The sequence below is a fragment of the Streptomyces sp. SS7 genome, assembly GCF_037993025.1.
Taxonomy (GTDB): domain Bacteria; phylum Actinomycetota; class Actinomycetes; order Streptomycetales; family Streptomycetaceae; genus Streptomyces.
This window is the reverse complement of the sequence record NZ_CP141223.1, coordinates 2,954,252-2,976,010: the sequence shown is the minus strand read 5'-3', so window position 1 is coordinate 2,976,010 and position 21,759 is coordinate 2,954,252. Positions and strand designations below refer to the sequence as shown.

Below are 21,759 nucleotides of genomic sequence, written 5' to 3'. Positions count from 1 at the left end.
GCGATGCTCGCCCCCGTGGAGAACAGGTCCGTCAGTCCCGTCTTCGTCGGCCGCCGCGACGAGCTCGACCTCCTGGAGGACGCTCTCGCCCGCGCCGCCGCCGGAGAGCCGCAGGCGTTCCTGATCGGCGGCGAGGCCGGGGTCGGCAAGACCCGCCTCGTCGAGGAGTTCACGGCCGTGGCCGCCCGCCGGGGCGCCGTCGTCGCGCTCGGCGGCTGTGTGGAGATCGGTGCCGACGGACTGCCCTTCGCCCCGTTCTCCACCGCCCTGCGCGCCCTGCGCCGCGCCCTGCCGGACGAACTGACCGCGGCCGCGGCCGGCCAGGAGGCCGAACTCGCCCGGCTGCTGCCCGAGATGGGGGAGACCCGGCCGGGGCGGCACGACGAGGAGGGCATGGCCCGCCTGTTCGAGCTCACCGCCCGCCTCCTGGAACGCGTCACGGCCGACCGCACGGTCGTCCTCGCGCTGGAGGACCTGCACTGGGCCGACGCCTCCACCCGCCACCTGCTCTCCTACCTGCTGCGCACCCTGCGTACCGGCCGCCTCGTCGTCCTCGCCACCTACCGCGCGGACGACATCCACCGCCGCCACCCGCTGCGCCCCCTGCTCGCCGAACTCGACCGGCTGCGCACCCTGCGCCGCCTCGAACTCGGCCGCCTCACACGCGAGGAGACGGGCCGTCAGATCGCGGGCATCCTCGCCGAGGAACCCGACCCGGTCCAGGTCGACGACATCTTCGAACGCTCCGACGGCAACGCCTTCTTCGTCGAGGAGCTCGCCGTCGCCGCCCACGAGGGCTGCTGCACCGGCCTCACCGACTCCCTGCGCGATCTGCTCCTGGTCCGGGTCGAGGCGCTGCCGGAGACCGCCCAGCGCGTCACCCGGATCGTCGCCGAGGGCGGCGCCACCGTCGAGTACCAGCTGCTGGAGGCCGTCGCGCGGCTCGGCGAGGACGAGCTGATCACCGCGCTGCGGGCCGCCGTGGACGCCAACCTGCTGCTCGCCACCCCCGAGGGCGACGGCTACCGCTTCCGCCACTCCCTCGTCCGCGAGGCCGTCGGCGACGACCTGCTCCCCGGCGAACGCTCCCGCCTCCACCGCCGCTACGCCGAGGCCCTCGAAGCCCGTCCGGCGCTCGTCCCCGCCGAGGAGCGCGTGATGCGGCTGGCCAGCCACTGGTACCACGCCCATGAACCGGCCAAGGCCCTGCCCGCCGTCCTGGCCGCCTCCGTCGAGGCCCGCTCCCGCAGCGCCTACAGCGAGCAACTGCGGCTGCTGGAAAGGGCGATGGAGCTGTGGGACGCGGCCCCCGAGGAGGTGCGGTCCCGGCTGCGCCCCGTCGACCACACCGAGGCCTACCCTCCCTGCGGCTGCGACCCTGCCACCACCCCGCTGCGCTACCTCGATCTGATGGCCGAGGCGGCGGTCGCCGGCCGCTTCTGCGGGGAACGCGAGCGCGCCCTCAAGATCACCAAGCGGGCGCTGCGGCTCCTCGCCGACGAGGACGACCCGTTGCGCTCCGCCTGGTTCTGGGTCCAGCGCTCCCGGCTGGTGCGCTCCCTGGGCCGGGGCAGCGGCCGCGAGGAACTGGCCCGTGCCCAGGACCTGGTCCGCGGCCTGCCGCCCAGCGAGGTGCACGCCCAGGTCCTCGTCCGCGCCGCCAACTGGTCCATGATCCACGCGCCGGGTCCGGAGGCGTACGACGACGCCGAGCGCGCGGTCGCGTACGCCAGGATGGTCGGCGCCCGCGAGACCGAGCTCGACGCCCGCCAGGTCCTCGGCGCCCTCAAGGTCGACGCGGGCGCCATCGAGGCCGGGCTGGCCGAGATGTACGAGGTGAAGGAGCGGGCCCTCGCCGAGGACGTCACCTCCGTCGCCCTCAGCGTCTACATCAACCTCCCCTCCGAACTGGAGGCGGTCGGCCGCTCCCGGGATGCCGTGACGCTCCTGGAGGAGGGTGTCGCCTTCGCCGAGCGGCACGGCCTGAACGACACCAAGGCCTGGGTGTGCGGGAACCTCGCCGAGTCCCTGTTCTCGCTGGGCCGTTGGCAGGAGTCGGAGGCCGCCTCAGCCGCGGTCGCCGACCGGGTCGGGCAGGGCGTGTCCGCCCAGGGCATCCACGCCACCCGCCGCGCGGAACTTTCCCTGGTGCGAGGCGACTTCGCCGATGTTCAACGCCAACTCACCCTCGCCCAGAACCTTTTCGGCGCCCATGAGCGCGCCGCCCAGCACCACCTCCCGCTCACCCGGATCGCCGTCGCCCTGGCCCTCGCCGAGGACCGTCCCACCGACGCCCGCGCCCACCTCGAACGCGCCCTGGAGCCCGGCTTCCCGCCCGGCGCCCAGCGCTACGCCTGGCCGCTGCTGATCACGGGAGCCGAGGCCGGCCCCGACGTCCTGGCCGCCCTCCGCGAGGCCGCCCGGTCGGTCGCGGCCCCCGCACCGGTCTGGCAGGCGCACGCGAGCTGGCTCCGCGCCGAACTGCTGCGCGCCGAGGGCCGCGCCGGCCCGGACGACTGGTGCGAGGTGGTCACCGCCTTCGAGCGGCTGGAGCGCCCCTACGACCTCGCTCGCACCCGGCACCGACTCGCCGAGGCCCTGCTGGCGGCGGGCGACGAGGACCGCGACCGCGCGACCGAGCTGCTGCGCCTCGCCCACGCCGTGGCCGGCCACCTCGGTGCCCGCCCGCTGACCGACACCGTGACGTCCCTGGCCCAGCGGGCCCGCATCCCCCTCATCCCGAAGACCTCCGCCGACCCGGCCGGCCCCGCCGACACCCTCGGCCTGACCAGCCGGGAACGCGACGTCCTGCGTCTGGTCTGCGCCGGCCGCACGAACCGCCAGATCGCCGCCGCGCTCTTCATCTCCCCGAAGACGGCCAGCGTCCATGTCTCGAACATCCTCGCCAAACTGGGTGTCTCGGGCCGCGGGGAGGCGGCCGCCCTGGCCCACCGGCTGGGGGTCTTCCCGCCGGAGCGGGGAGAACGCGCGCTCGCCTGAGACCGGGGCCCCGCCCGTTCAGCTCACCTTGAGCTCCAGTATCCGGTCGTCGCCCTTCTTCGGGTCGCCGCGGCCGTCCGTGTTGCTGGTGGTGACCCAGAGCCTGTCGCCGCCCGCCGCGACCACCGTGCGCAGACGGCCGTGATCCCCCTGGAGGAAGGACTGGGGGGCGGCCGAGGCCTCGGTGCCCTTGAGGGGGATGCGCCACAGGCGCTGTCCCTTCAGGCCCGCCATCCAGATCGAGCCCTCGGCGTAGGCGATGCCACTGGGGGAGGCGTCGTCGGTGTGCCACTGGGCTATCGGGTTCACGTACGCCCGGTCGTCCGACTCGCCCTCCGCCGCCGGCCAGCCGTAGTCGCCGCCCGGCTTGATCGCGTTCAGCTCGTCCCAGGTGTTCTGGCCGAACTCCGAGGCGAACAGCCGCTGGTCGGCGTCCCAGGCCAGCCCCTGCACGTTCCGGTGGCCGTACGAGTACACCGCGGAGTCGGGGAAGGGGTTGCCCGGAGCCGGTTCGCCCTCGGGGGTCAGCCGCAGGATCTTGCCGCCCAGGGACTTCTTGTCCTGGGACAGGCCGCGGTCGCCGCTCTCGCCCGTCCCGGCGTACAGCATCCCGTCGGGGCCGAAGGCGATCCGGCCGCCGTTGTGGATCATGCCCTTGGGGATGCCCTTGAAGACCGTGTCCGGCGCACCCAGCTGATCTCCGGCGGGCCGCTTCGGGTCGTAGATCATCCGGACGATCCGGTTGTCCGAGACGGAGGTGAGGTACGCGTAGACCATGTGGTCCGAGGCGTAGTCGGGGGAGAGGGCGAGGCCGAGCAGTCCGCCCTCGCCGGCCGCGGAGACCCCCGGGACCTCGCCGACCTCGGTCTTCCTGCCGCCCGACTCCTCGACGTGGGTGATCGTGCCCTCGTCGCGTGAGGCCACCAGGAGTCCGCCCTCGGGGAGCGGGGCCAGGCCCCAAGGCGAGTTCAGGCCCTCGGCGACCGTGCGCACCACCTCGACCGTGCCCTTCGCGGGCGGGGTCGCCTCGGTGCTCGGGGAGGACGATCCCCGGACGGCCGTACGGCTCGCGGACGCGCTCGGGCCCGCCCCGGACGACCCCCCGTCACCCGAGGAGCAGCCGGCCGCGAACAACAGCGCACCCGCGGCCAGACCGGCCGTCACCACTCGACCTCGCACGATCGCGCTCCCTTCGACACGGCGGTCCCGCGGCAGCTTCCACCCGTGACTACGCGGGACCCGCCCCCCAGGTTCCCGATCCCGGCCGGTCCCACCCGAAAGCGGCACCCGCAACCGCGCGGCGCTCACTCCCACGATCCCTGGGCGGCGGGCAGCTCCGCCACCTCGGCCAGATCCCGCGACGTGAGCCGCAGCCCGGCCGCACCGGCGTTCTCCACCACCCACCGCTCCTGCTTGGCCCCCGGCACCGGGACCACGTGCCGCCCCTGCGCCAGCACCCAGGCCAGCGCCACCTGCGCCGCCGTCACCCCCTCGCCGTGCCGCGCCGCCACCCGGCGCAGACCGGCGACGACGGACTGGTTCGCGGCCATCATCTCGGCGGTGAAACGGGGGTGGCGGGCCCGCATGTCGTCCGGTTCGAAGCCCTCGCCCGGCGTCAGCGTGCCGGTGAGGAAACCATTCCCCAGCGGCATCGCCGCCAGAAACCCCACCCCGCGCTCCGCGCACCACGGCAGCAGCGCGTCCAGGGCCTCCGGCGACCACACCGACAGCTCCGCCTCCACCGCACTCACGGGGAACACCTGCTGGAGCCGCCGCAGCTGCGCGATCGTCGCGTCGTGCAGCCGTCCGCCGGAGCGCCGGCCTCCCCGCGCTCCCACCGCGCACAGCCCCAACGCCCTCACCTTGCCCGCCCGTACGAGTTCCGCCATCGCGCCCCAGGTCTCCTCCACCGGGACCTCGGGGTCGGCGCGGTGCAGCTGGTACAGGTCGATGACCTCCGTCTGGAGCCGCCGCAGCGACGCGTCACACGCCCGTCTCACGTATGCGGGGCGGCCGTTGGCCACGATGTGCTGCTCGCCCACGAGCAGACCGACCTTCGTCGACACGAACGCGTCCTCGCGCCGCTCCTTCAACACCCGTCCCAGTAAGAGCTCGTTGGTGAACGGCCCGTACATGTCGGCCGTGTCCAGCAGGGTCGAGCCCAGGTCCAGTGCCCGGTGCACCGCCCTCACCGATTCCTCGCCCCGCCGCCGGGACCCGCTGTATCCCCAGCTCATCGGCATGCACCCGAGTCCGACGGCCCCCACCGAGAGCGCCCCCACACCGATCGTCCTGCGCTCCACCTGCCCGCGACCCTCCCTCTTACGACCCCCCAACCTAACCTCTGCACACGCGCGTACCTCAATTAGCCTCTCGGCATGAGCATCGACCCACCCCGTGACGTATGGCTGCCCATCCCCCCGCAGGAGATCGAGGGTCTCCCCGAAGGGTTCGACTACCTCTTCTGGGACGGGGGAGAGGACGGCGACCAGCCGTACCCCGGGGACCCCGCCGACTGCGTGGTGTACGTCGTGCCGTACATGAAGGCGCAGCGGGTGCGGGTGGCGCCGCTGGCCGAGATGCGCCGGGTGCAGGTCGTGCAGACGCTCACCGCCGGGGTGGACGACGTCACCGCGCGGCTGGCGGACCTGCCGTCCGGTGTGCGGCTCTGCAACGCGCGCGGGGTGCACGAGGCCAGCACCGCCGAACTGGCGCTCACCCTGACGCTCGCCGCGCTGCGGGGGGTCCCGCAGTTCGTGCGGGCCCAGGACCGGGGACACTGGGAGGGCGGCTTCCACCCGGCGCTCGCCGACAAGAACGTGCTGGTCGTCGGGTACGGGGCCATCGGCGCCGCCATCGAGGACCGGCTCGTTCCGTTCGAGGTGGCGCGCGTGGCGCGTGTCGCGCGCTCCCAGCGCACGACGGCGCGCGGTCTTGTGCACCCCTTCACCGAACTGCCCGCCCTGCTGCCCGACGCGGACGTGGTCATCCTCTCCACCCCGCTCACCGACACCACCCGCGGCCTGGTCGACGCCGAGTTCCTGGCCCGGATGAAGGACGGCGCGCTGCTGGTCAACGTGGCCCGCGGCCCGGTCGTCGACACCAAGGCGCTGCTCGCCGAACTGGAGACCGGGCGCCTCACCGCCGCCCTGGACGTCACCGACCCCGAACCGCTGCCCCCCGCGCACCCCTTGTGGCGCGCGCCCGGTGTGCTGATCAGCCCCCACGTCGGCGGCCCCACCTCCGCCTTCCTGCCGCGCGCCAAGCGGCTGCTGGTGGACCAGTTGGGACGGTTCGTGAACCGGGAACCGCTGCGCCACGTGATCCTCACGACGGGTGCGGCAGCCGTGTAGTCCGGTTCCGGCACCCTCCGCAGTCCCCCGGGCGCGTTCCGTACGCATATGCCGATGATCGTCACGGAGCGTAGAGAACCTATGTCCCTGAGTGACGAGACTGGTGTATCGTCCCGACAGGGGCTGCGCCGCGACCTTTCGGCGCCTGGGACGGACATATCAGACTTGTGAGGGGGGCGACGGGCGATGCACGGCCTATGGACGAACGATCCGACGCGGCGGAGCCGCCGGCGGCGGCCCTGGCGCACGGCCGCGAGCAGGCACGGTCACGACACCCACCCCGGCCGTCACCGCCACGGGCACGGCGGCCGCCGGAAGCAGGCGCACCGGGACCCGAGGGACCCGGCGCCGCGGACGTGGGGGACCCGGTGAGCACGCCGACGACCTCCACGACCCTCCTCGACGGAGTCGACCGGGCCCCGCGCGACCGGTCCCCGGCCAAGAGGCCCCCGGCCGGACGCCCTGCCTTCGGCGCCGGCAAGAACCTGGTGCACCACCTGGTGCTGGCCCTCCTCTGCGCGGGATACGCCGTCGGTTCCGCGATCGGCTGGGGCTCCGACGAACTCGCCCTGATCATGGGCGACTTCGGACTGTCCGCCGCGGCGGGCACCGCCGCCGTCTCCTGCTTCCTCTACGCGCGCACCCGCCGCGTCCGCTTTCGACCCGCCTGGCTGCTCTTCGCCCTCTCCTCGGCCATGGCCGCCCTCGGCAACCTCGTCTGGGGGTGGTACGAGGTCGTCCTCGGACGTCCCGTGCCCAGCCCCAGCTACGCCGACCTGTTCTTCCTGTGCTTCGCGCCCCCCGCGATCGTGGGGCTGCTGGTGCTGGCGGCCCGGCCCGTCACCAAGGCCGGCTGGGTCTGCCTGATGCTCGACGCCTGGCTGATCGCCGGCTCGCTGCTCACGCTCTCCTGGAGCCTCGCCCTCGCACAGGCCGCGAAGTTCGACGGACCGAGCGTGGCGCACGCGGCCCTGTCCCTGGCGTACCCGCTGCTCGACATCGCCCTGGTGAGCATGGTCCTGGTCCTGCACTTCCGCAGGGCCTACGTGAACCGCACGGCCGTCAACACGGCCGTGGGCGCGCTCGCGCTGACCGTGATGTGCGACGCCCTGTTCACCTCGCCGCTCATGCACAACAACTACCACTCCGGCCAGCTCCTCGACGCGGGCTGGTTCGCGGGCTCCCTGCTCCTGGCCTACGCCCCCTGGGCCGCCACCCGGCGGCAGGGGACCGCCGACGAGGGACACACGCGCGTGGTCCACGAGCACGTACCGGGACACCACCCCGGCGGACACCCGCACGCGGCCCCGCACCCCTCCGCGGGCGCCCACCCGCCCGCGCAGTCGCCCCCGCAGGGCGGCGACCACGGCCGCTATCCGGCCAACCGGCCCATCACCGGCTCCCTCGCCGCCCTCACCCCCTACCTCGCCGCCGCCGTCTGCACCCTGGGGATCCTCTACAACGTCCTCAACGGCCGCAGCGTCGACCGCGTCGTGCTGCTGACCGGCGGTGCGGTCGTGCTCGCGCTCGTGGTGCGCCAGGGGATCATGCTGCTGGACAACATCACCCTCACCCAGGAACTGGCCCAGAAGGAGAACCACTTCCGGTCCCTGGTGCAGGGCTCCAGCGACGTCATCATGATCGCCGCCCCCAGCGGCATCCTGCGGTACGTCTCCCCGGCCGCCGCCGGAGTCTACGGACGGCCCGCCGAAGCGCTCGTGGGCACCGAGCTGGCCGACCTCATCCACCCCGAGGACCTCGGCTGCGTGGTGCACGAGGTGCGCCGCTTCCTCGCCGCCAACCCCCAGGACGAGCCCACCACCCGCATCGAGTGCCGGTTCCGCTCCGGCGAGGCCGACCGAGGGGGCGGCTGGCTCAACGTCGAGTCCACGGTCAACCGCCACCACGGCGGCCTGATCTTCAACAGCCGGGACGTCACCGAGCGGGTGCGCCTGCAGGCCCAGCTCCAGCACAACGCCGAGCACGACCCGCTCACCGACCTGCCCAACCGCGCCCTGTTCACCCGGCGCGTCCAGCAGGCCCTGTCCGGCCGCCGCAGCTCCGACCGGGGCACCGCCCTGCGCAACACCGCCGTCCTCTTCATCGACCTCGACGGCTTCAAGGCGGTCAACGACACCATCGGCCACCAGGCCGGGGACGCGCTCCTCGTCCAGGCCGCCCGCCGTCTCCAGGACGCCGTCCGCAAGGGCGACACCGCGTCCCGCCTCGGCGGCGACGAGTTCGCCGCCCTGATCGTCGGCGACACCACCCGCGACCGGGCCGCACGGGAGCGGCACATCCTGGAGCTCGCCGACCGCCTCAGGGTCACCCTCTCCCAGCCCTACCCGATCGACGGCAACGACGTCAGGGTCGCCGCCTCCATCGGAGTCGCCTTCGCCGAACCCGGCCTCGGCGCGGGCGAGATCCTGCGCAACGCCGACCTCGCGATGTACCGCGCCAAGGCGGGCGGCAAGGGCCGGGTCGAGCTGTACAAGCCGCAGATGCAGCAGGACGTCGTACGCAAGGCGGAACTCGCCACACGGCTGCGGGCCGCCCTGCACGACGGCGAGTTCGCCCTGCTGCACCAGCCCGTGGTCCGGCTGGACGACGGCCGGATCTCGTCGGTCGCCGCCCAGGCCCGCTGGCGCTCCTCCCAAGGGGTCCTGTTCACCCCCGCCGAGTTCCTGCGGGTCGCGGAGGACGGCGACCGGACCGCCGAACTGGGCCGCTGGATCCTGGAGGAGGCCGTCGAACAGGCCGCCGACCGGACCGCGAGCGGACTCACCGTCCCCGTGGCGGTCCGCACGAGCGCCCGCCGGCTGCTCGACCGGTCGACGCCGCTGGGCTCCGTGGAGGCCCTGCTCACCCGGCACGGACTGCCCTCCGGCTCCCTGCTGATCGAACTGGCGGACCTCGACCCCAAGGTGTCCCTGGACGAGCTGGAGCGCCGCCTGGGCGCGCTGCGCCGCCTCGGTGTCCGGATCGCCCTCGACGGCTTCGGCGGCGGCTACGGCGCCCTCACCGCGCTGCGCCGGCTCCCCGTCGACGTCCTCAAGCTCGACCGCTCACTGGTCGAGGGGGTCGTCGAGTCCGCGCGGCTGCACAAGATCACCAGCGGGCTGCTGCGGATCGCCTGCGACCTCGGGCTCCAGTCCGTGGCCGAGGGCGTGGACCTGCCCGAACAGGTCGTGGCCCTGCGCGCGATGGGCTGCACCCACGGCCAGGGCATGGCGTTCTCCGGGCCGCTGGACGAGTACCGGCTGCGGCGGGCGCTCGCCGCCGGCCGCTACGCGGTGCCGCACGGTCCGGTGGAACCCGCGTTCGCGGGCGGCGCCCCCGGGGTGTACACCAGTGGGGTAACGGCCGTCCTGGGGAGCGGAAGTGGACTGCGCTCACATACTGAGACTCCTGTCCCACCCACTTGACAGTCGGTGCGCGCCAGGGGGAGGGTCAATGCCATGCGCACCCGAATTCTCGTACTTGGAAAGCGCGTCGGCTGAAGCTGGTGACGCCCGGGAAACCCCGGACTCCCAGCGCCCCACACCCGGCGCGCTCCCCTCGCTTGCCTTACGGCACGAGGGGTTTTTTGTTGCACAAAACCGCAGTGAACCCGCAGTGAAACCCTCAGCATCGAGAAGAGAATGCCGATGACCGAGCAGGCCACCGGGGCTCATCCGCAGCCCCGGCCCCGATCCGGAGGACACTCCGCCACCGTCGAGCACGTCACGGGCGCGCAGTCCCTCATCCGCTCCCTCGAGGAGGTCGGCGCCGAGACGGTATTCGGCATTCCCGGCGGTGCGATCCTTCCCGCCTACGACCCGATGATGGACTCCACCCGGGTCCGCCACGTCCTGGTCCGGCACGAGCAGGGCGCCGGCCACGCGGCCACCGGCTACGCGCAGGCCACCGGCAAGGTCGGCGTCTGCATGGCCACCTCCGGCCCCGGCGCGACCAACCTGGTCACCCCGATCGCCGACGCGCACATGGACTCGGTGCCGCTCGTGGCGATCACCGGGCAGGTCGCGTCGAAGGCGATCGGCACGGACGCCTTCCAGGAGGCGGACATCGTCGGCATCACCATGCCGATCACCAAGCACAACTTCCTGGTCACCAAGGCCGAGGACATCCCGCGGGTGATCGCCCAGGCCTTCCACATCGCCTCCACCGGCCGCCCCGGCCCGGTCCTGGTCGACATCGCCAAGGACGCCCTCCAGGCGAAGACCACCTTCTCCTGGCCGCCCACCATGGACCTGCCCGGCTACCGCCCGGTGACCAAGCCGCACGCCAAGCAGATCCGCGAGGCCGCCAAGCTGATCACCGCCGCCAAGCGGCCCGTCCTGTACGTCGGCGGCGGGGTGATCAAGGCCGGTGCCACCGCCGAGCTGAAGGTCCTCGCCGAGCTGACCGGCGCGCCCGTCACCACCACCCTGATGGCGCTCGGCGCGTTCCCCGACACCCACCCGCAGCACCTGGGCATGCCCGGCATGCACGGCTCCGTCGCCGCGGTCACCGGTCTGCAGAAGGCCGACCTGATCGTCGCCCTCGGCGCCCGCTTCGACGACCGCGTCACCGGCAAGCTGGACAGCTTCGCGCCGTACGCCAAGATCGTCCACGCGGACATCGACCCGGCCGAGATCGGCAAGAACCGCGCCGCCGACGTGCCGATCGTGGGCGACGCCCGCGAGGTCATCGCCGATCTGATCCAGGCGGTGCAGAAGGAGCACAGCGAGGGCCAGCAGGGCGACTACACCGCCTGGTGGAAGGACCTCAGTCGCTGGCGCGAGACCTACCCGCTCGGCTACGACCAGCCCGCCGACGGCTCGCTCTCCCCGCAGCAGGTCATCGAGCGCATCGGCCGGCTCGCCCCCGAGGGCACGATCTTCGCGGCGGGCGTCGGCCAGCACCAGATGTGGGCCGCCCACTTCATCCAGTACGACAAGCCCGCCACCTGGCTGAACTCCGGCGGCGCGGGCACCATGGGCTACGCGGTCCCGGCCGCGATGGGCGCCAAGGCCGGAGCGCCGGCGAAGACCGTCTGGGCGATCGACGGCGACGGCTGCTTCCAGATGACCAACCAGGAACTCACCACCTGCGCCCTGAACAACATCCCGATCAAGGTCGCCATCATCAACAACGGTGCCCTCGGGATGGTCCGCCAGTGGCAGACCCTGTTCTACAACCAGCGGTACTCCAACACCGTGCTGCACTCCGGGCCGAACGACGTCAACCCGGACGCCCGCGGCACCCGGGTCCCCGACTTCGTGAAGCTGTCGGAGGCCATGGGCTGCCACGCGATCCGCTGCGAGTCCCCGGACGAGCTGGACAAGGTCATCGAGGAGGCGAACTCGATCAACGACCGTCCGGTCGTCATCGACTTCATCGTCCACGAGGACGCGATGGTCTGGCCGATGGTCGCCGCCGGCACCTCCAACGACGAGATCATGGCCGCCCGGGACGTCCGCCCCGACTTCGGCGACAGCGAAGACGACTGAGCCGCGAAGACGCAGAGAGAGACGCAACGAACATGTCCAAGCACACGCTCTCCGTCCTGGTGGAGAACAAGCCGGGCATCCTGGCCCGGATCGCCGCCCTGTTCTCCCGCCGAGGCTTCAACATCGACTCGCTCGCCGTCGGGGTCACCGAGCACGCCGACATCTCCCGCATCACCATCGTGGTGAGCGTCGAGGCCCTGCCGCTGGAACAGGTCACCAAGCAGCTCAACAAGCTCGTCGAGGTGCTGAAGATCGTCGAGCTGGAGCCGGCCCAGGCCGTCCACCGCGAACTCGTTCTGGTGAAGGTGCGCGCCGACAACGAGACGCGCTCCCAGATCGTCGAGATCGTCCAGCTGTTCCGCGCCAAGACCGTGGACGTCTCCCCGGAGGCCGTGACCATCGAGGCCACCGGCAGCAGCGACAAGCTGTCCGCCATGCTCAAGATGCTGGAGCCATACGGCATCAAGGAACTGGTCCAGTCGGGCACGATCGCGATCGGCCGCGGCGCCCGTTCGATCACGGACCGCTCGCTGCGCGCGCTCGACCGATCCGCGTAAGGCTGGACTCGGGCGGTCGGGTGACTCCGGCCGCCCGTATACCGAGACCCCGAGACTTCCCTTCCGCCCGCCGTCATACGGTGGGACGCAACACCTGCACTCAAGGAGAGAACCCAAAGTGGCCGAGCTGTTCTACGACGCCGACGCCGACCTGTCCATCATCCAGGGCCGCAAGGTCGCGGTCATCGGGTACGGCAGCCAGGGCCACGCCCACGCGCTGTCGCTCCGTGACTCGGGTGTCGACGTCCGCGTCGGTCTGCACGAGGGCTCCACCTCCAAGGCCAAGGCCGAGGAGCAGGGCCTGCGCGTGGTGACCCCCGCCGAGGCCGCCGCCGAGGCCGACGTCATCATGATCCTCATCCCGGACCCGATCCAGGCCCAGGTCTACGAGGAGTCCATCGCCCCGAACCTGAACGACGGCGACGCCCTGTTCTTCGCGCACGGCTTCAACGTCCGCTTCGGCTTCATCAAGGCCCCGGCCGGCGTCGACGTCGCCCTGGTCGCCCCGAAGGGCCCGGGCCACCTGGTCCGCCGCCAGTACGAGGAGGGCCGCGGCGTCCCCGCGATCGCCGCCGTCGAGCAGGACGCCACCGGTGGCGCCTTCGCGCTGGCCCTGTCGTACGCCAAGGCCATCGGCGGCACCCGCGCCGGTGTCATCAAGACCACCTTCACCGAGGAGACCGAGACCGACCTCTTCGGTGAGCAGGCCGTCCTCTGCGGTGGCACCGCGGCCCTGGTCAAGGCGGGCTTCGAGACCCTGGTCGAGGCCGGCTACCAGCCGGAGATCGCCTACTTCGAGTGCCTGCACGAGCTGAAGCTGATCGTCGACCTCATGTACGAGGGCGGCCTGGAGAAGATGCGCTGGTCCGTCTCCGAGACCGCCGAGTGGGGCGACTACGTCACCGGCCCGCGCATCATCACCGACGCCACCAAGGCCGAGATGAAGCAGGTCCTCGCCGAGATCCAGGACGGCACCTTCGCCCAGAACTGGATGGACGAGTACCACGGCGGTCTGAAGAAGTACAACGAGTACAAGACGGCCGACTCCGAGCACCTGCTGGAGACGACCGGCAAGCAGCTCCGCAAGCTGATGAGCTGGGTGAACGAGGAGGCGTAAGCCTCACGCGAGAGGGCCGGGGCATGTCGCTCCGGCCCTCTCGTCCATCCCGTCCGGCCCCGGACGGGTGATCCTTGCGCGGAGGCGTGAGGCGACCTCCGTCGCAGCACTACACTGCTGTCTATATACGCGTTCAGGCCCACAGCGTCGTGCGTCTCACACGCGACTAGCCTTCCTCCGCCTGCGGCCGTCGGGACGGCCGTCCGCATGCTTTGGACTTGTGAGGACTCACGTGAGCTCGAAACCCGTCGTACTCATCGCTGAAGAGCTGTCGCCCGCGACCGTGGACGCGCTTGGCCCGGACTTCGAGATCCGGCACTGCAACGGAGCGGACCGAGCCGAGCTGCTCCCCGCCGTCGCCGACGTCGACGCGATCCTGATCCGCTCGGCCACCAAGGTCGACGCCGAGGCGATCGCCGCCGCGCACAAGCTGAAGGTCGTCGCACGAGCCGGCGTCGGCCTCGACAACGTCGACGTCTCCGCCGCCACCAAGGCGGGCGTGATGGTCGTCAACGCCCCCACCTCCAACATCGTGACCGCCGCCGAACTGGCCTGCGGTCTCCTCCTCGCCACCGCCCGCCACATCCCGCAGGCCAACGCCGCGCTGAAGAACGGCGAGTGGAAGCGCAGCAAGTACACCGGCGTGGAGCTGGCCGAGAAGACCCTCGGCGTCGTCGGCCTCGGCCGGATCGGCGCGCTCGTCGCCCAGCGGATGTCCGCCTTCGGCATGAAGGTCGTCGCGTACGACCCCTACATCCAGCCCGCCCGCGCCGCCCAGATGGGCGTCAAGGTGCTGTCGCTGGACGAACTGCTGGAGGTCTCCGACTTCATCACCGTCCACCTGCCGAAGACCCCCGAGACGGTCGGTCTCATCGGCGACGAGGCGCTGCGCAAGGTCAAGCCGACCGTGCGGATCGTCAACGCCGCGCGCGGCGGGATCGTCGACGAGCAGGCGCTGTACTCCGCCCTCAAGGAGGGCCGGGTCGCCGGTGCCGGCCTCGACGTCTACGCGAAGGAGCCCTGCACGGACTCCCCGCTGTTCGAGTTCGACCAGGTCGTCTCCACCCCGCACCTCGGCGCCTCCACCGACGAGGCCCAGGAGAAGGCCGGTATCGCCGTCGCCCGCTCGGTGCGCCTCGCCCTCGCCGGTGAGCTGGTACCGGACGCGGTGAACGTCCAGGGCGGGGTCATCGCCGAGGACGTCAAGCCGGGTCTGCCGCTCGCCGAGCGCCTCGGCCGGATCTTCACCGCGCTCGCCGGTGAGGTCGCGGCCCGCCTCGACGTCGAGGTCTACGGCGAGATCACCCAGCACGACGTGAAGGTGCTGGAGCTGTCCGCCCTCAAGGGTGTCTTCGAGGACGTCGTCGACGAGACGGTCTCCTACGTCAACGCCCCGCTGTTCGCCCAGGAGCGCGGTGTCGAGGTGCGCCTCACCACCAGCTCCGAGTCGGCCGACCACCGCAACGTGGTGACGGTGCGCGGCACGCTCGCGGACGGCGAGGAGGTGTCGGTCTCCGGCACGCTGGCCGGCCCCAAGCACCTCCAGAAGATCGTCGCGGTCGGCGACTACGACGTCGACCTGGCCCTCGCCGACCACATGGTCGTCCTCAAGTACGAGGACCGTCCCGGTGTCGTCGGCACCGTCGGCCGGATCTTCGGCGAGGCGGGCATCAACATCGCCGGTATGCAGGTCGCCCGTGCGGCGGCGGGCGGCGAGGCGCTGGCCGTCCTGACCGTGGACGACACGGTCCCGGCCGCCGTCCTGACCGAGGTCGCCACGGAGATCGGTGCGACGTCGGCTCGTGCGGTCAACCTCGCCTGAGGTTGCCCACCGTCCGGGGGCTGCCGCCCCCGGGCCCCCGCTTCGGCCCTGAAGGGGCCTCGTCCTCGAACGCCGGACGGGCTGAACACGCCCGTCCGGCGTTTGCATGTGGCCGTCGCCTCACTTCGCGTGGATGCGCCGCAAGGTCAGCGCCGCCGCCACCGCCGCCCCCGCCAGCAGCACCGCCCCGGCGATCGCCGCGCCCTGCATCCCGCTGGTGAACGCCTCCCGGGCCGCCGCGGCCAGTCCGGGGACCCGGTCGGCGACCGCCAGGGCACCGCCCAGGGTCTCCCGGGCCGGGGCCGGCGCCGAGGACGGCATCTCGTGGCGGTAGAGCGCCGTGCCGATGGAGCCGAGGACGGCCATGCCGAGGGCGCCGCCGAACTCGGCGCCCGTCTCCAGCAGGGAGGAGGCGGAGCCGGCCCGCTCGGCCGGGGCCGCGCCCATCGCCAGGTCCGTCATCTGGGAGATGACCATGACGATCCCGGAGGCGAGGACCCCGCAGGCGGTCAGCACGAGCCACATCGAGTCCGTGCCGGCGAGGGCGAGCAGGCCGTAGCCGGCTGCGGCGGTCGCGAAGCCCGCCGTCACGACGTACGCCCGGTCGACGCCCTTCTGGACCAGGGCGGTCGCCAGCGGGGCGGCCATCCCGATCGGCACCGACGGCAGCAGCGCCCACAGGGCCGCCTCCAGCGCGCTCTTGCCGAGCACCGACTGCAGGTACTGCGTGGTGAAGAAGGCCGAGCCCATCATCCCGAACGAGGAGACCAGGTTCAGGACGACCGCGGGGCCGAAGCCGGGGCCGCGGAAGAGGGCGGGGGAGATCATCGGGTCGGCGGCGGTGCGCTGACGGTGGACGAAGAGGGCGGCGAAGAGCAGACCGACGGTGATCGAGACGACGTACGACGCGTGCCAGCCCTCGGAGGGGATCTCCTTCAGGCCGTAGACGACGGGGAGCACGGCGGCCATCGACAGCGGGACGCTCGGCCAGTCGAAGCGGCCGGGGCGCGGGTCCTTCGACTCGGGCAGCAGGGCCGGGCCGAGGACCAGCAGCAGGGCCATCGCGGGGAGGTTGACCAGGAAGACCGAGCCCCACCAGAAGTACTCGACGAGGATGCCGCTCATCACCGAGCCGAGCGCCACACCGGCCGTCATGACACCCGACCAGAGACCGATCGCCTTCGCGCGCTGCGCCGGATCGGTGAACATGGTGCGGATCAGGGCCATCGTCGACGGCATCAGGGTCGCTCCGCCGACCCCGAGGAGCGCACGGGCCGCGATCAGGGTCTCGGCGCTGTCCGCGTAGGCCGCGAGCAGGGAGGCCGCGCCGAAGGCGGTGGCGCCCGCGAGCAGGAGCCGACGGCGGCCGATGCGGTCGCCGAGCGAGCCCATCGTCATCAGCAGGCCGGCCAGGACGAACGCGTAGATGTCGAAGATCCACAGCTGCTGGGTGCCGCTCGGCTCCAGGTCGGCGTTGATCGCCGGGATCGCGAAGTAGAGGACCGAGACGTCCATCGAGACCAGCAGCAGCGGAAGCATCAGCACGCCGAGCGCGGTCCATTCACGGCGGCCGGCCCGTCGGCCGGCCGGGTTCACGGTGGTGCACGTCGAGTTCGTCATGCCGAGGAATGTACGCGCGTCTTAAACGCTTGTCTAGAACGATTGTGTAATTCGCTCGTATAGGTCGGCCGCCTAGGACGTCTGTATGGATCGGCGGTAGGCTGGCGCCATGGGACACCGTGAGGATCTGCTCGAAGGCGCCAAGCGCTGCCTGCTGGCCAAGGGGTTCGCGCGCACCACCGCGCGGGACATCGTGAAGGAGTCGGGGACGAACCTCGCCTCCATCGGCTACCACTACGGCTCCAAGGACGCGCTGCTCGCGCAGGCCTACATCGCGTTGGTGGAGGAGATGTCCTTCGACGGCGGCGGGACGATCGCCGGGGCGCCCGGCTCGCTGGAGCGGTTCCGGGAGGTGTGGTCGCACATCGTCGACAGCATGCGCGAGTCCGGCGCGATGTGGCGGCTCGGCGTGGAGATCATCGCGATGGGCGACCAACTGCCGGAGGTCCGTGACCAGTTGTCCCGTGCCCAGCGCGAGGGCGGCCGGGGTCTGGTGTCGCTGATGACGGGCGTGCCGGAGGAGGAGGTGTCCGACGAGACCGCCGACACCCTCGGCCGCTTCTACATGACCCTGATGTCGGGCCTGATCTCGCAGTGGACCTTCGATCCGAAGACCGCGCCCGACGGCGAAGTGCTCACCGAGGGGCTCCGCCAGATCGTCGAGGGCGCCACGCGAGCTGACCCGGCCACCCCCTAGGGCAGCCGGGCCGCCTTCAGCGTCATGTGCAGCAGCAGCCGGTCCTCCCCGTCGGCCAGGTCCAGGCCGGTCAGCTGCTCGACGCGGGAGAGCCGGTAGTACAGGGTCTGGCGGTGGATGCCGAGCCGGGCCGCGGCGCGGCCCGCCTGGCCCGCGCAGTCGAGGAAGACCTCGGCCGTGCGGGCGAGTTCCCGGTGGGCGGGGGTGAGCAGGGGGCGTACGGCGGGGTCGTCGGCCGTGTCCCCGGGCAGTGCGGTCAGCAGCCGGTACGGCCCGATCGCCGTCCATCGGGCCACCGGCCCCAGTCGCCCGTCACCCAACGCGGCCCGAGCGGCCCCCACCGCCTCCCGCCAGGCCCCGCCGAGCTCCCCGAGCCCCACCCGCCCCACCGCGACCCCGGCCACCACCGCTCCGACCTCTCGTGCCCCGCCGGCCTCACCGGCACCACTCACCGCCCGCCCCCCGGTGTCGCCGCCGCCGGTTCCGGTGCCCGTGCCGCCCGGGTGGCCGCCCGGCTCGTCTCCGGGGGCGCCGGGCCGGGCCCCCGGGGCCGGCGTCCGTTCCAGCAGGCGGGTCGCCACCGTCGTGGCCGGGGTGAGGACGTCCGGGGCGCGCAGGCGTACCAGGACCGCCAGGGCGTGGGCCGTCGGGCCCCAGGGGGCCGTGCAGAGGGCGGTGGCGCCCGGCAGGGTGCGCAGGGACGGGGCGTCGTCGGGGTTCGTGGCCGGCCAGGGGGCCACGCAGATCAGGGTGTGCGGGACGTCCGCCCGGGGGCCGAGGGCGGTGCGCAGTTCCGCCAGCGCCGCCTCGTACGGCCAGCCCGGTTCCGCCGTCAGGACCGCCCGCAGCTCACGGGTGAGGTCGGCGCCGTGCTGGGCCTCGTCCGCGAGGAGCGCGCCGATCCGCACGGTCACCTCCATCGCCGCGGCCAGCTGCCCCCGCGAGGGCCCGGGATCGTCGGCGAGGAGCCAGACGTACCCGAGGACGACACCCCGATGCCGTACGGGAAGGCAGATCCGCCCCCGCAGCACGCCCGCCTCCGGGGCCGGCGGGATCCGGACCGGGCCGGTGGCGCGGGTGATGCCGAAGCCCTCGAACCAGGTGCGCACGGCCGCCGTCGACCGCCGGGTCAGGATCGAGCGGGCCCGTACCGGGTCCAGCGCGGAGGCGTCCAGCTCGTCCTCGCTGTCGTACGCGCCGAACGCGATCAGCTCGAAGTCCCGGTTCTCCAGCGTCGCGGGGACGCCCAGCAGCTCCGAGATCTCATCGACCAGGTCCTGGTAGTCACCTTGGTGTTCGGCGGTCACCTGGGCATTCTCCCGCAGTCCCGCAGGCCTTCATACATCTGTCTGAGATCCGCGGCACGGATGCGTGACAGCTGTCGATGGCCCACGATCGGAGAGATCCTTAACTTTCACGGTGGTTCTCCGTGCCGTTCCCGGATCGTCGGGTATCGGCCTCGTATGGGTTGGTATGTGGAGGTGCCCCGTGCTGGGTCCCGTGATTCTCGCCGCGTCGCGCAGCGACCGGATGCGACGCCTGATCTCGGCGGCCCCCGTGACCAGGCAGGTCGTCGACCGCTTCATCCCGGGGGAGACCGTCGACGACATCGTGCCGATCGTCGAGGGCCTCACCGCTCAGGGCCTGGAGCTGACGATGGACGTCGTCGGCGAGGACATCACCACCCCCGAGCAGGCCGCCGCCGCCCGTGACGCCTACCTCGCCCTGATCGACCGCCTCCGCGCGCTCGACCTCGGCGAGCGCGTCGAGATGTCGGTCAAGCTGTCGATGTTCGGCCAGTCCCTCCCCGGCGGCCATGACCGGGCGCTCGCCAACGTCCGCCCGGTCGTCGAGGCCGCCGCCGCCATCGGCACCACCGTCACCCTCGACGCCGAGGACCACACCACCCTCGACTCGATGTTCGCGATCCACGAGGAGCTGCGGAAAGATTTCCCGCAGACCGGCTGTGTGATCCAGGCCTACCTGTTCCGCACCGAGGCCGATGCCCGCCGCCTCGCCGCGAACGGCAGCCGGGTGCGGCTGGTCAAGGGCGCCTACAAGGAGCCCGCCGAGGTCGCCTACCAGCAGAAGCCCGAGATCGACAAGGCGTACGTGCGGATCCTGCGGACGCTGATGGACGGGACGGGGTATCCGATGGTCGGGTCCCACGACCCGCGGCTGATCTCCATCGCGCAGGAACTGGCCCGCAGGGCCGGCCGCAAGCCCGACGAGTACGAGTTCCAGATGCTGTACGGCATCCGTGGCGACGAGCACCTGCGGCTCGCCGCCGAGGGCCACCGCATGCGCGTCTACACCGCCTACGGCACCGACTGGTACGGCTACTTCATGCGCCGGCTCGCGGAGAAGCCGGCCAACCTGCGCTTCTTCGCCCGCTCCATGCTCACCAAGGGCTGAACCCCGACACAAGCCCGAACACCCGCTCACGTACAAGGAGTTACGGATTCCATGGACGCTGTGACCCAGGTCCCCGCCCCCGTCAACGAGCCGGTGCGCGGCTACGCCCCCGGCTCACCCGAGCGGGCCCGGCTGGAGGCCAAGCTCAAGGAACTGGCCGACAACCCGCTCGACCTCACCTGCACCATCGGCGGCGAGCGGCGCATGGGCGGCGGCGACGCGTTCGACGTGGTCCAGCCGCACAACCACCGGGCCGTGATCGGCACGTACCGCAACGCCACACAGGCCGACGCGAAGGACGCCGTCGACGCGGCCCTGGCCGCCGCCCCGGCCTGGCGCGCGATGTCCTTCGACGACCGCGCCGCGATCATCCTGCGCGCCGCCGAACTGCTCGCCGGCCCCTGGCGCGAGACCATCGCCGCCTCCACCATGCTCGGGCAGTCCAAGACCGTGCAGCAGGCCGAGATCGACACCCCCTGCGAGCTGGTCGACTTCTGGCGCTTCAACGTCCACTACGCCCGTCAGATCCTGGCCGAGCAGCCCCCGGCCAACGCGCCGGGCGTGTGGAACCGCCTCGACCACCGCCCGCTGGAGGGCTTCGTCTACGCGATCACGCCGTTCAACTTCAGCGCGATCGCGGGCAATCTGCCCACCGCGCCCGCCCTCATGGGCAACGTCGTGGTGTGGAAGCCGTCGCCGACCCAGACCCACGCGGCCGTCCTGCTGATGCGGCTGCTGGAGGAGGCCGGTCTGCCCAAGGGCGTCATCAACCTCGTCACCGGCGACGGCATCGCCGTCTCCGAGGTCGCGCTCACCCACCGTGACCTGGCCGGCATCCACTTCACCGGCTCGACGAAGACCTTCCAGTACCTGTGGAAGACGGTCGGCGCCAACATCGAGAACTACCGCTCCTACCCGCGCCTGGTCGGCGAGACCGGCGGCAAGGACTTCGTCGTCGCCCACCCGAGCGCCAACCGCGCGGTCCTCAAGACCGCTCTCACCCGCGGCGCCTTCGAGTACCAGGGCCAGAAGTGCTCCGCGACCTCCCGCGCCTACCTCCCGGCGTCGATCTGGAACTCCGGCTTCAAGGAGGAGTTCGCCGCCGAGGTCGACCAGCTCACCATGGGCGACGTCACCGACCTGTCGCACTTCCTCGGCGCCGTCATCGACGCGCGCGCCTTCGCCAAGAACAAGGCCGCGATCGACCGCGCCCACGCCGACCCGACCTGCACGGTCGTCGCGGGCGGCACCTACGACGACTCGGTCGGATACTTCGTCCGGCCGACGGTCGTCGAGTGCACCGACCCCGAGAACGAGGTGTTCACCACCGAGTACTTCGGCCCGTTCCTCGCCGTGCACGTCTACGAGGACGCCAAGTACGACGAGATGCTCACCCAGATGGAGTCGGTCTCCGACTACGCCCTGACCGGCTCGGTCATCTCCGGCGACCGGGCGGCGACCGCGTACACCATGGAGAAGCTGCGTTACGCGGCCGGCAACTTCTACATCAACGACAAGTCGACCGGCGCCGTCGTCGGCCAGCAGCCCTTCGGCGGCGGCCGCGCCTCCGGCACCGACGACAAGGCCGGCGCCCCGCAGAACCTGACCCGCTGGACGCTGACCCGCGCCATCAAGGAGACCCTGGTCGCCCCGACCGACTACACCTACCCGCACATGGGCTGATCC

At 72.0% G+C, this 21,759-nt stretch carries 14 protein-coding genes; 10 read left to right on the top strand and 4 right to left on the bottom strand.

Annotated elements, in window-relative coordinates; translation table 11 throughout:
- The first annotated feature begins 3 nt into the window (after positions 1–3).
- Positions 4–3,000: an AAA family ATPase gene (locus tag U5640_RS13555; RefSeq protein WP_340385083.1), complete on the top strand. Its 2,997-nt coding sequence runs from the start codon at positions 4–6 to the stop codon at positions 2,998–3,000.
- 18 nt (positions 3,001–3,018) lie between these two features.
- Here the strand turns inward: U5640_RS13555 and U5640_RS13550 are convergent, their stop codons facing one another.
- A complete protein-coding gene (locus tag U5640_RS13550) occupies positions 3,019–4,179 on the bottom strand; it encodes a PQQ-dependent sugar dehydrogenase (RefSeq protein ID WP_340376061.1) in 1,161 nt (386 codons plus the stop codon).
- 125 nt (positions 4,180–4,304) lie between these two features.
- On the bottom strand, positions 4,305–5,303 hold the full coding sequence (locus U5640_RS13545) for an aldo/keto reductase (protein ID WP_340376060.1): 999 nt from the start codon (positions 5,301–5,303) through the stop codon (positions 4,305–4,307).
- A 75-nt stretch (positions 5,304–5,378) separates the two neighbouring features.
- Between U5640_RS13545 and U5640_RS13540 the strand changes: the two genes are divergently transcribed.
- The 6 genes from U5640_RS13540 to serA all read left to right on the top strand — a co-directional run bounded on the left by U5640_RS13540 (position 5,379) and on the right by serA (position 15,341).
- Positions 5,379–6,353, top strand: coding sequence for a 2-hydroxyacid dehydrogenase (locus tag U5640_RS13540; RefSeq protein WP_340376059.1), 975 nt, complete (start codon positions 5,379–5,381; stop codon positions 6,351–6,353).
- Positions 6,354–6,721: 368 nt separating this feature from the next.
- Positions 6,722–9,778: an EAL domain-containing protein gene (locus U5640_RS13535; protein ID WP_340376058.1), complete on the top strand. Its 3,057-nt coding sequence runs from the start codon at positions 6,722–6,724 to the stop codon at positions 9,776–9,778.
- A 222-nt stretch (positions 9,779–10,000) separates the two neighbouring features.
- Positions 10,001–11,845 carry an acetolactate synthase large subunit gene (locus tag U5640_RS13530; protein WP_340376057.1) on the top strand — a complete coding sequence of 615 codons (1,845 nt, stop codon included), beginning with the start codon at positions 10,001–10,003 and terminating at the stop codon, positions 11,843–11,845.
- A gap of 32 nt (positions 11,846–11,877) precedes the next feature.
- Positions 11,878–12,402, top strand: coding sequence for an acetolactate synthase small subunit (gene ilvN / locus U5640_RS13525; protein ID WP_055635625.1), 525 nt, complete (start codon positions 11,878–11,880; stop codon positions 12,400–12,402).
- 118 nt (positions 12,403–12,520) lie between these two features.
- Complete coding sequence (gene ilvC, locus U5640_RS13520; RefSeq protein WP_067257268.1) at positions 12,521–13,519, top strand: ketol-acid reductoisomerase; 999 nt, start codon at positions 12,521–12,523, stop codon at positions 13,517–13,519.
- Between the two features lie 232 nt (positions 13,520–13,751).
- Entirely contained in the window at positions 13,752–15,341 is a 1,590-nt protein-coding gene (gene serA, locus U5640_RS13515) for a phosphoglycerate dehydrogenase (RefSeq protein WP_340376056.1), read from the top strand.
- A gap of 120 nt (positions 15,342–15,461) precedes the next feature.
- Here the strand turns inward: serA and U5640_RS13510 are convergent, their stop codons facing one another.
- Entirely contained in the window at positions 15,462–16,961 is a 1,500-nt protein-coding gene (locus U5640_RS13510; protein ID WP_340376055.1) for an MFS transporter, read from the bottom strand.
- Between the two features lie 109 nt (positions 16,962–17,070).
- Between U5640_RS13510 and U5640_RS13505 the strand changes: the two genes are divergently transcribed.
- Positions 17,071–17,658, top strand: coding sequence for a TetR/AcrR family transcriptional regulator (locus U5640_RS13505; RefSeq protein ID WP_340376054.1), 588 nt, complete (start codon positions 17,071–17,073; stop codon positions 17,656–17,658).
- Here U5640_RS13505 and U5640_RS13500 read toward each other — a convergent pair.
- Positions 17,655–18,965, bottom strand: a complete 1,311-nt coding sequence (locus tag U5640_RS13500; protein WP_340376053.1) for a helix-turn-helix domain-containing protein — start codon at positions 18,963–18,965, stop codon at positions 17,655–17,657. The genes U5640_RS13505 and U5640_RS13500 overlap by 4 nt on opposite strands.
- A 181-nt stretch (positions 18,966–19,146) precedes the next feature.
- Here U5640_RS13500 and U5640_RS13495 point away from each other — a divergent pair, with 181 nt between their 5' ends.
- Positions 19,147–20,073 (top strand): proline dehydrogenase family protein, encoded by a 927-nt coding sequence (locus U5640_RS13495; protein ID WP_340376052.1) that lies wholly within the window; start codon positions 19,147–19,149, stop codon positions 20,071–20,073.
- A gap of 51 nt (positions 20,074–20,124) precedes the next feature.
- The gene (gene pruA, locus U5640_RS13490) at positions 20,125–21,756 is read left to right on the top strand and encodes an L-glutamate gamma-semialdehyde dehydrogenase (RefSeq protein ID WP_340376051.1); all 1,632 of its coding nucleotides are present in this window, start codon (positions 20,125–20,127) and stop codon (positions 21,754–21,756) included.
- The last annotated feature ends 3 nt before the right edge of the window (positions 21,757–21,759 follow it).

Coding starts and splice junctions, on each gene's coding strand:
- pruA (WP_340376051.1), top strand. CDS start 20,125: ATGGACGCTGTGACCCAGGTCCCCGCCCCCGTCAACGAGCCGGTGCGC.
- U5640_RS13555 (WP_340385083.1), top strand. CDS start 4: ATGCTCGCCCCCGTGGAGAACAGGTCCGTCAGTCCCGTCTTCGTCGGC.
- U5640_RS13510 (WP_340376055.1), bottom strand. CDS start 16,961: ATGACGAACTCGACGTGCACCACCGTGAACCCGGCCGGCCGACGGGCC.
- ilvN (WP_055635625.1), top strand. CDS start 11,878: ATGTCCAAGCACACGCTCTCCGTCCTGGTGGAGAACAAGCCGGGCATC.
- U5640_RS13530 (WP_340376057.1), top strand. CDS start 10,001: ATGACCGAGCAGGCCACCGGGGCTCATCCGCAGCCCCGGCCCCGATCC.
- U5640_RS13505 (WP_340376054.1), top strand. CDS start 17,071: ATGGGACACCGTGAGGATCTGCTCGAAGGCGCCAAGCGCTGCCTGCTG.
- U5640_RS13540 (WP_340376059.1), top strand. CDS start 5,379: ATGAGCATCGACCCACCCCGTGACGTATGGCTGCCCATCCCCCCGCAG.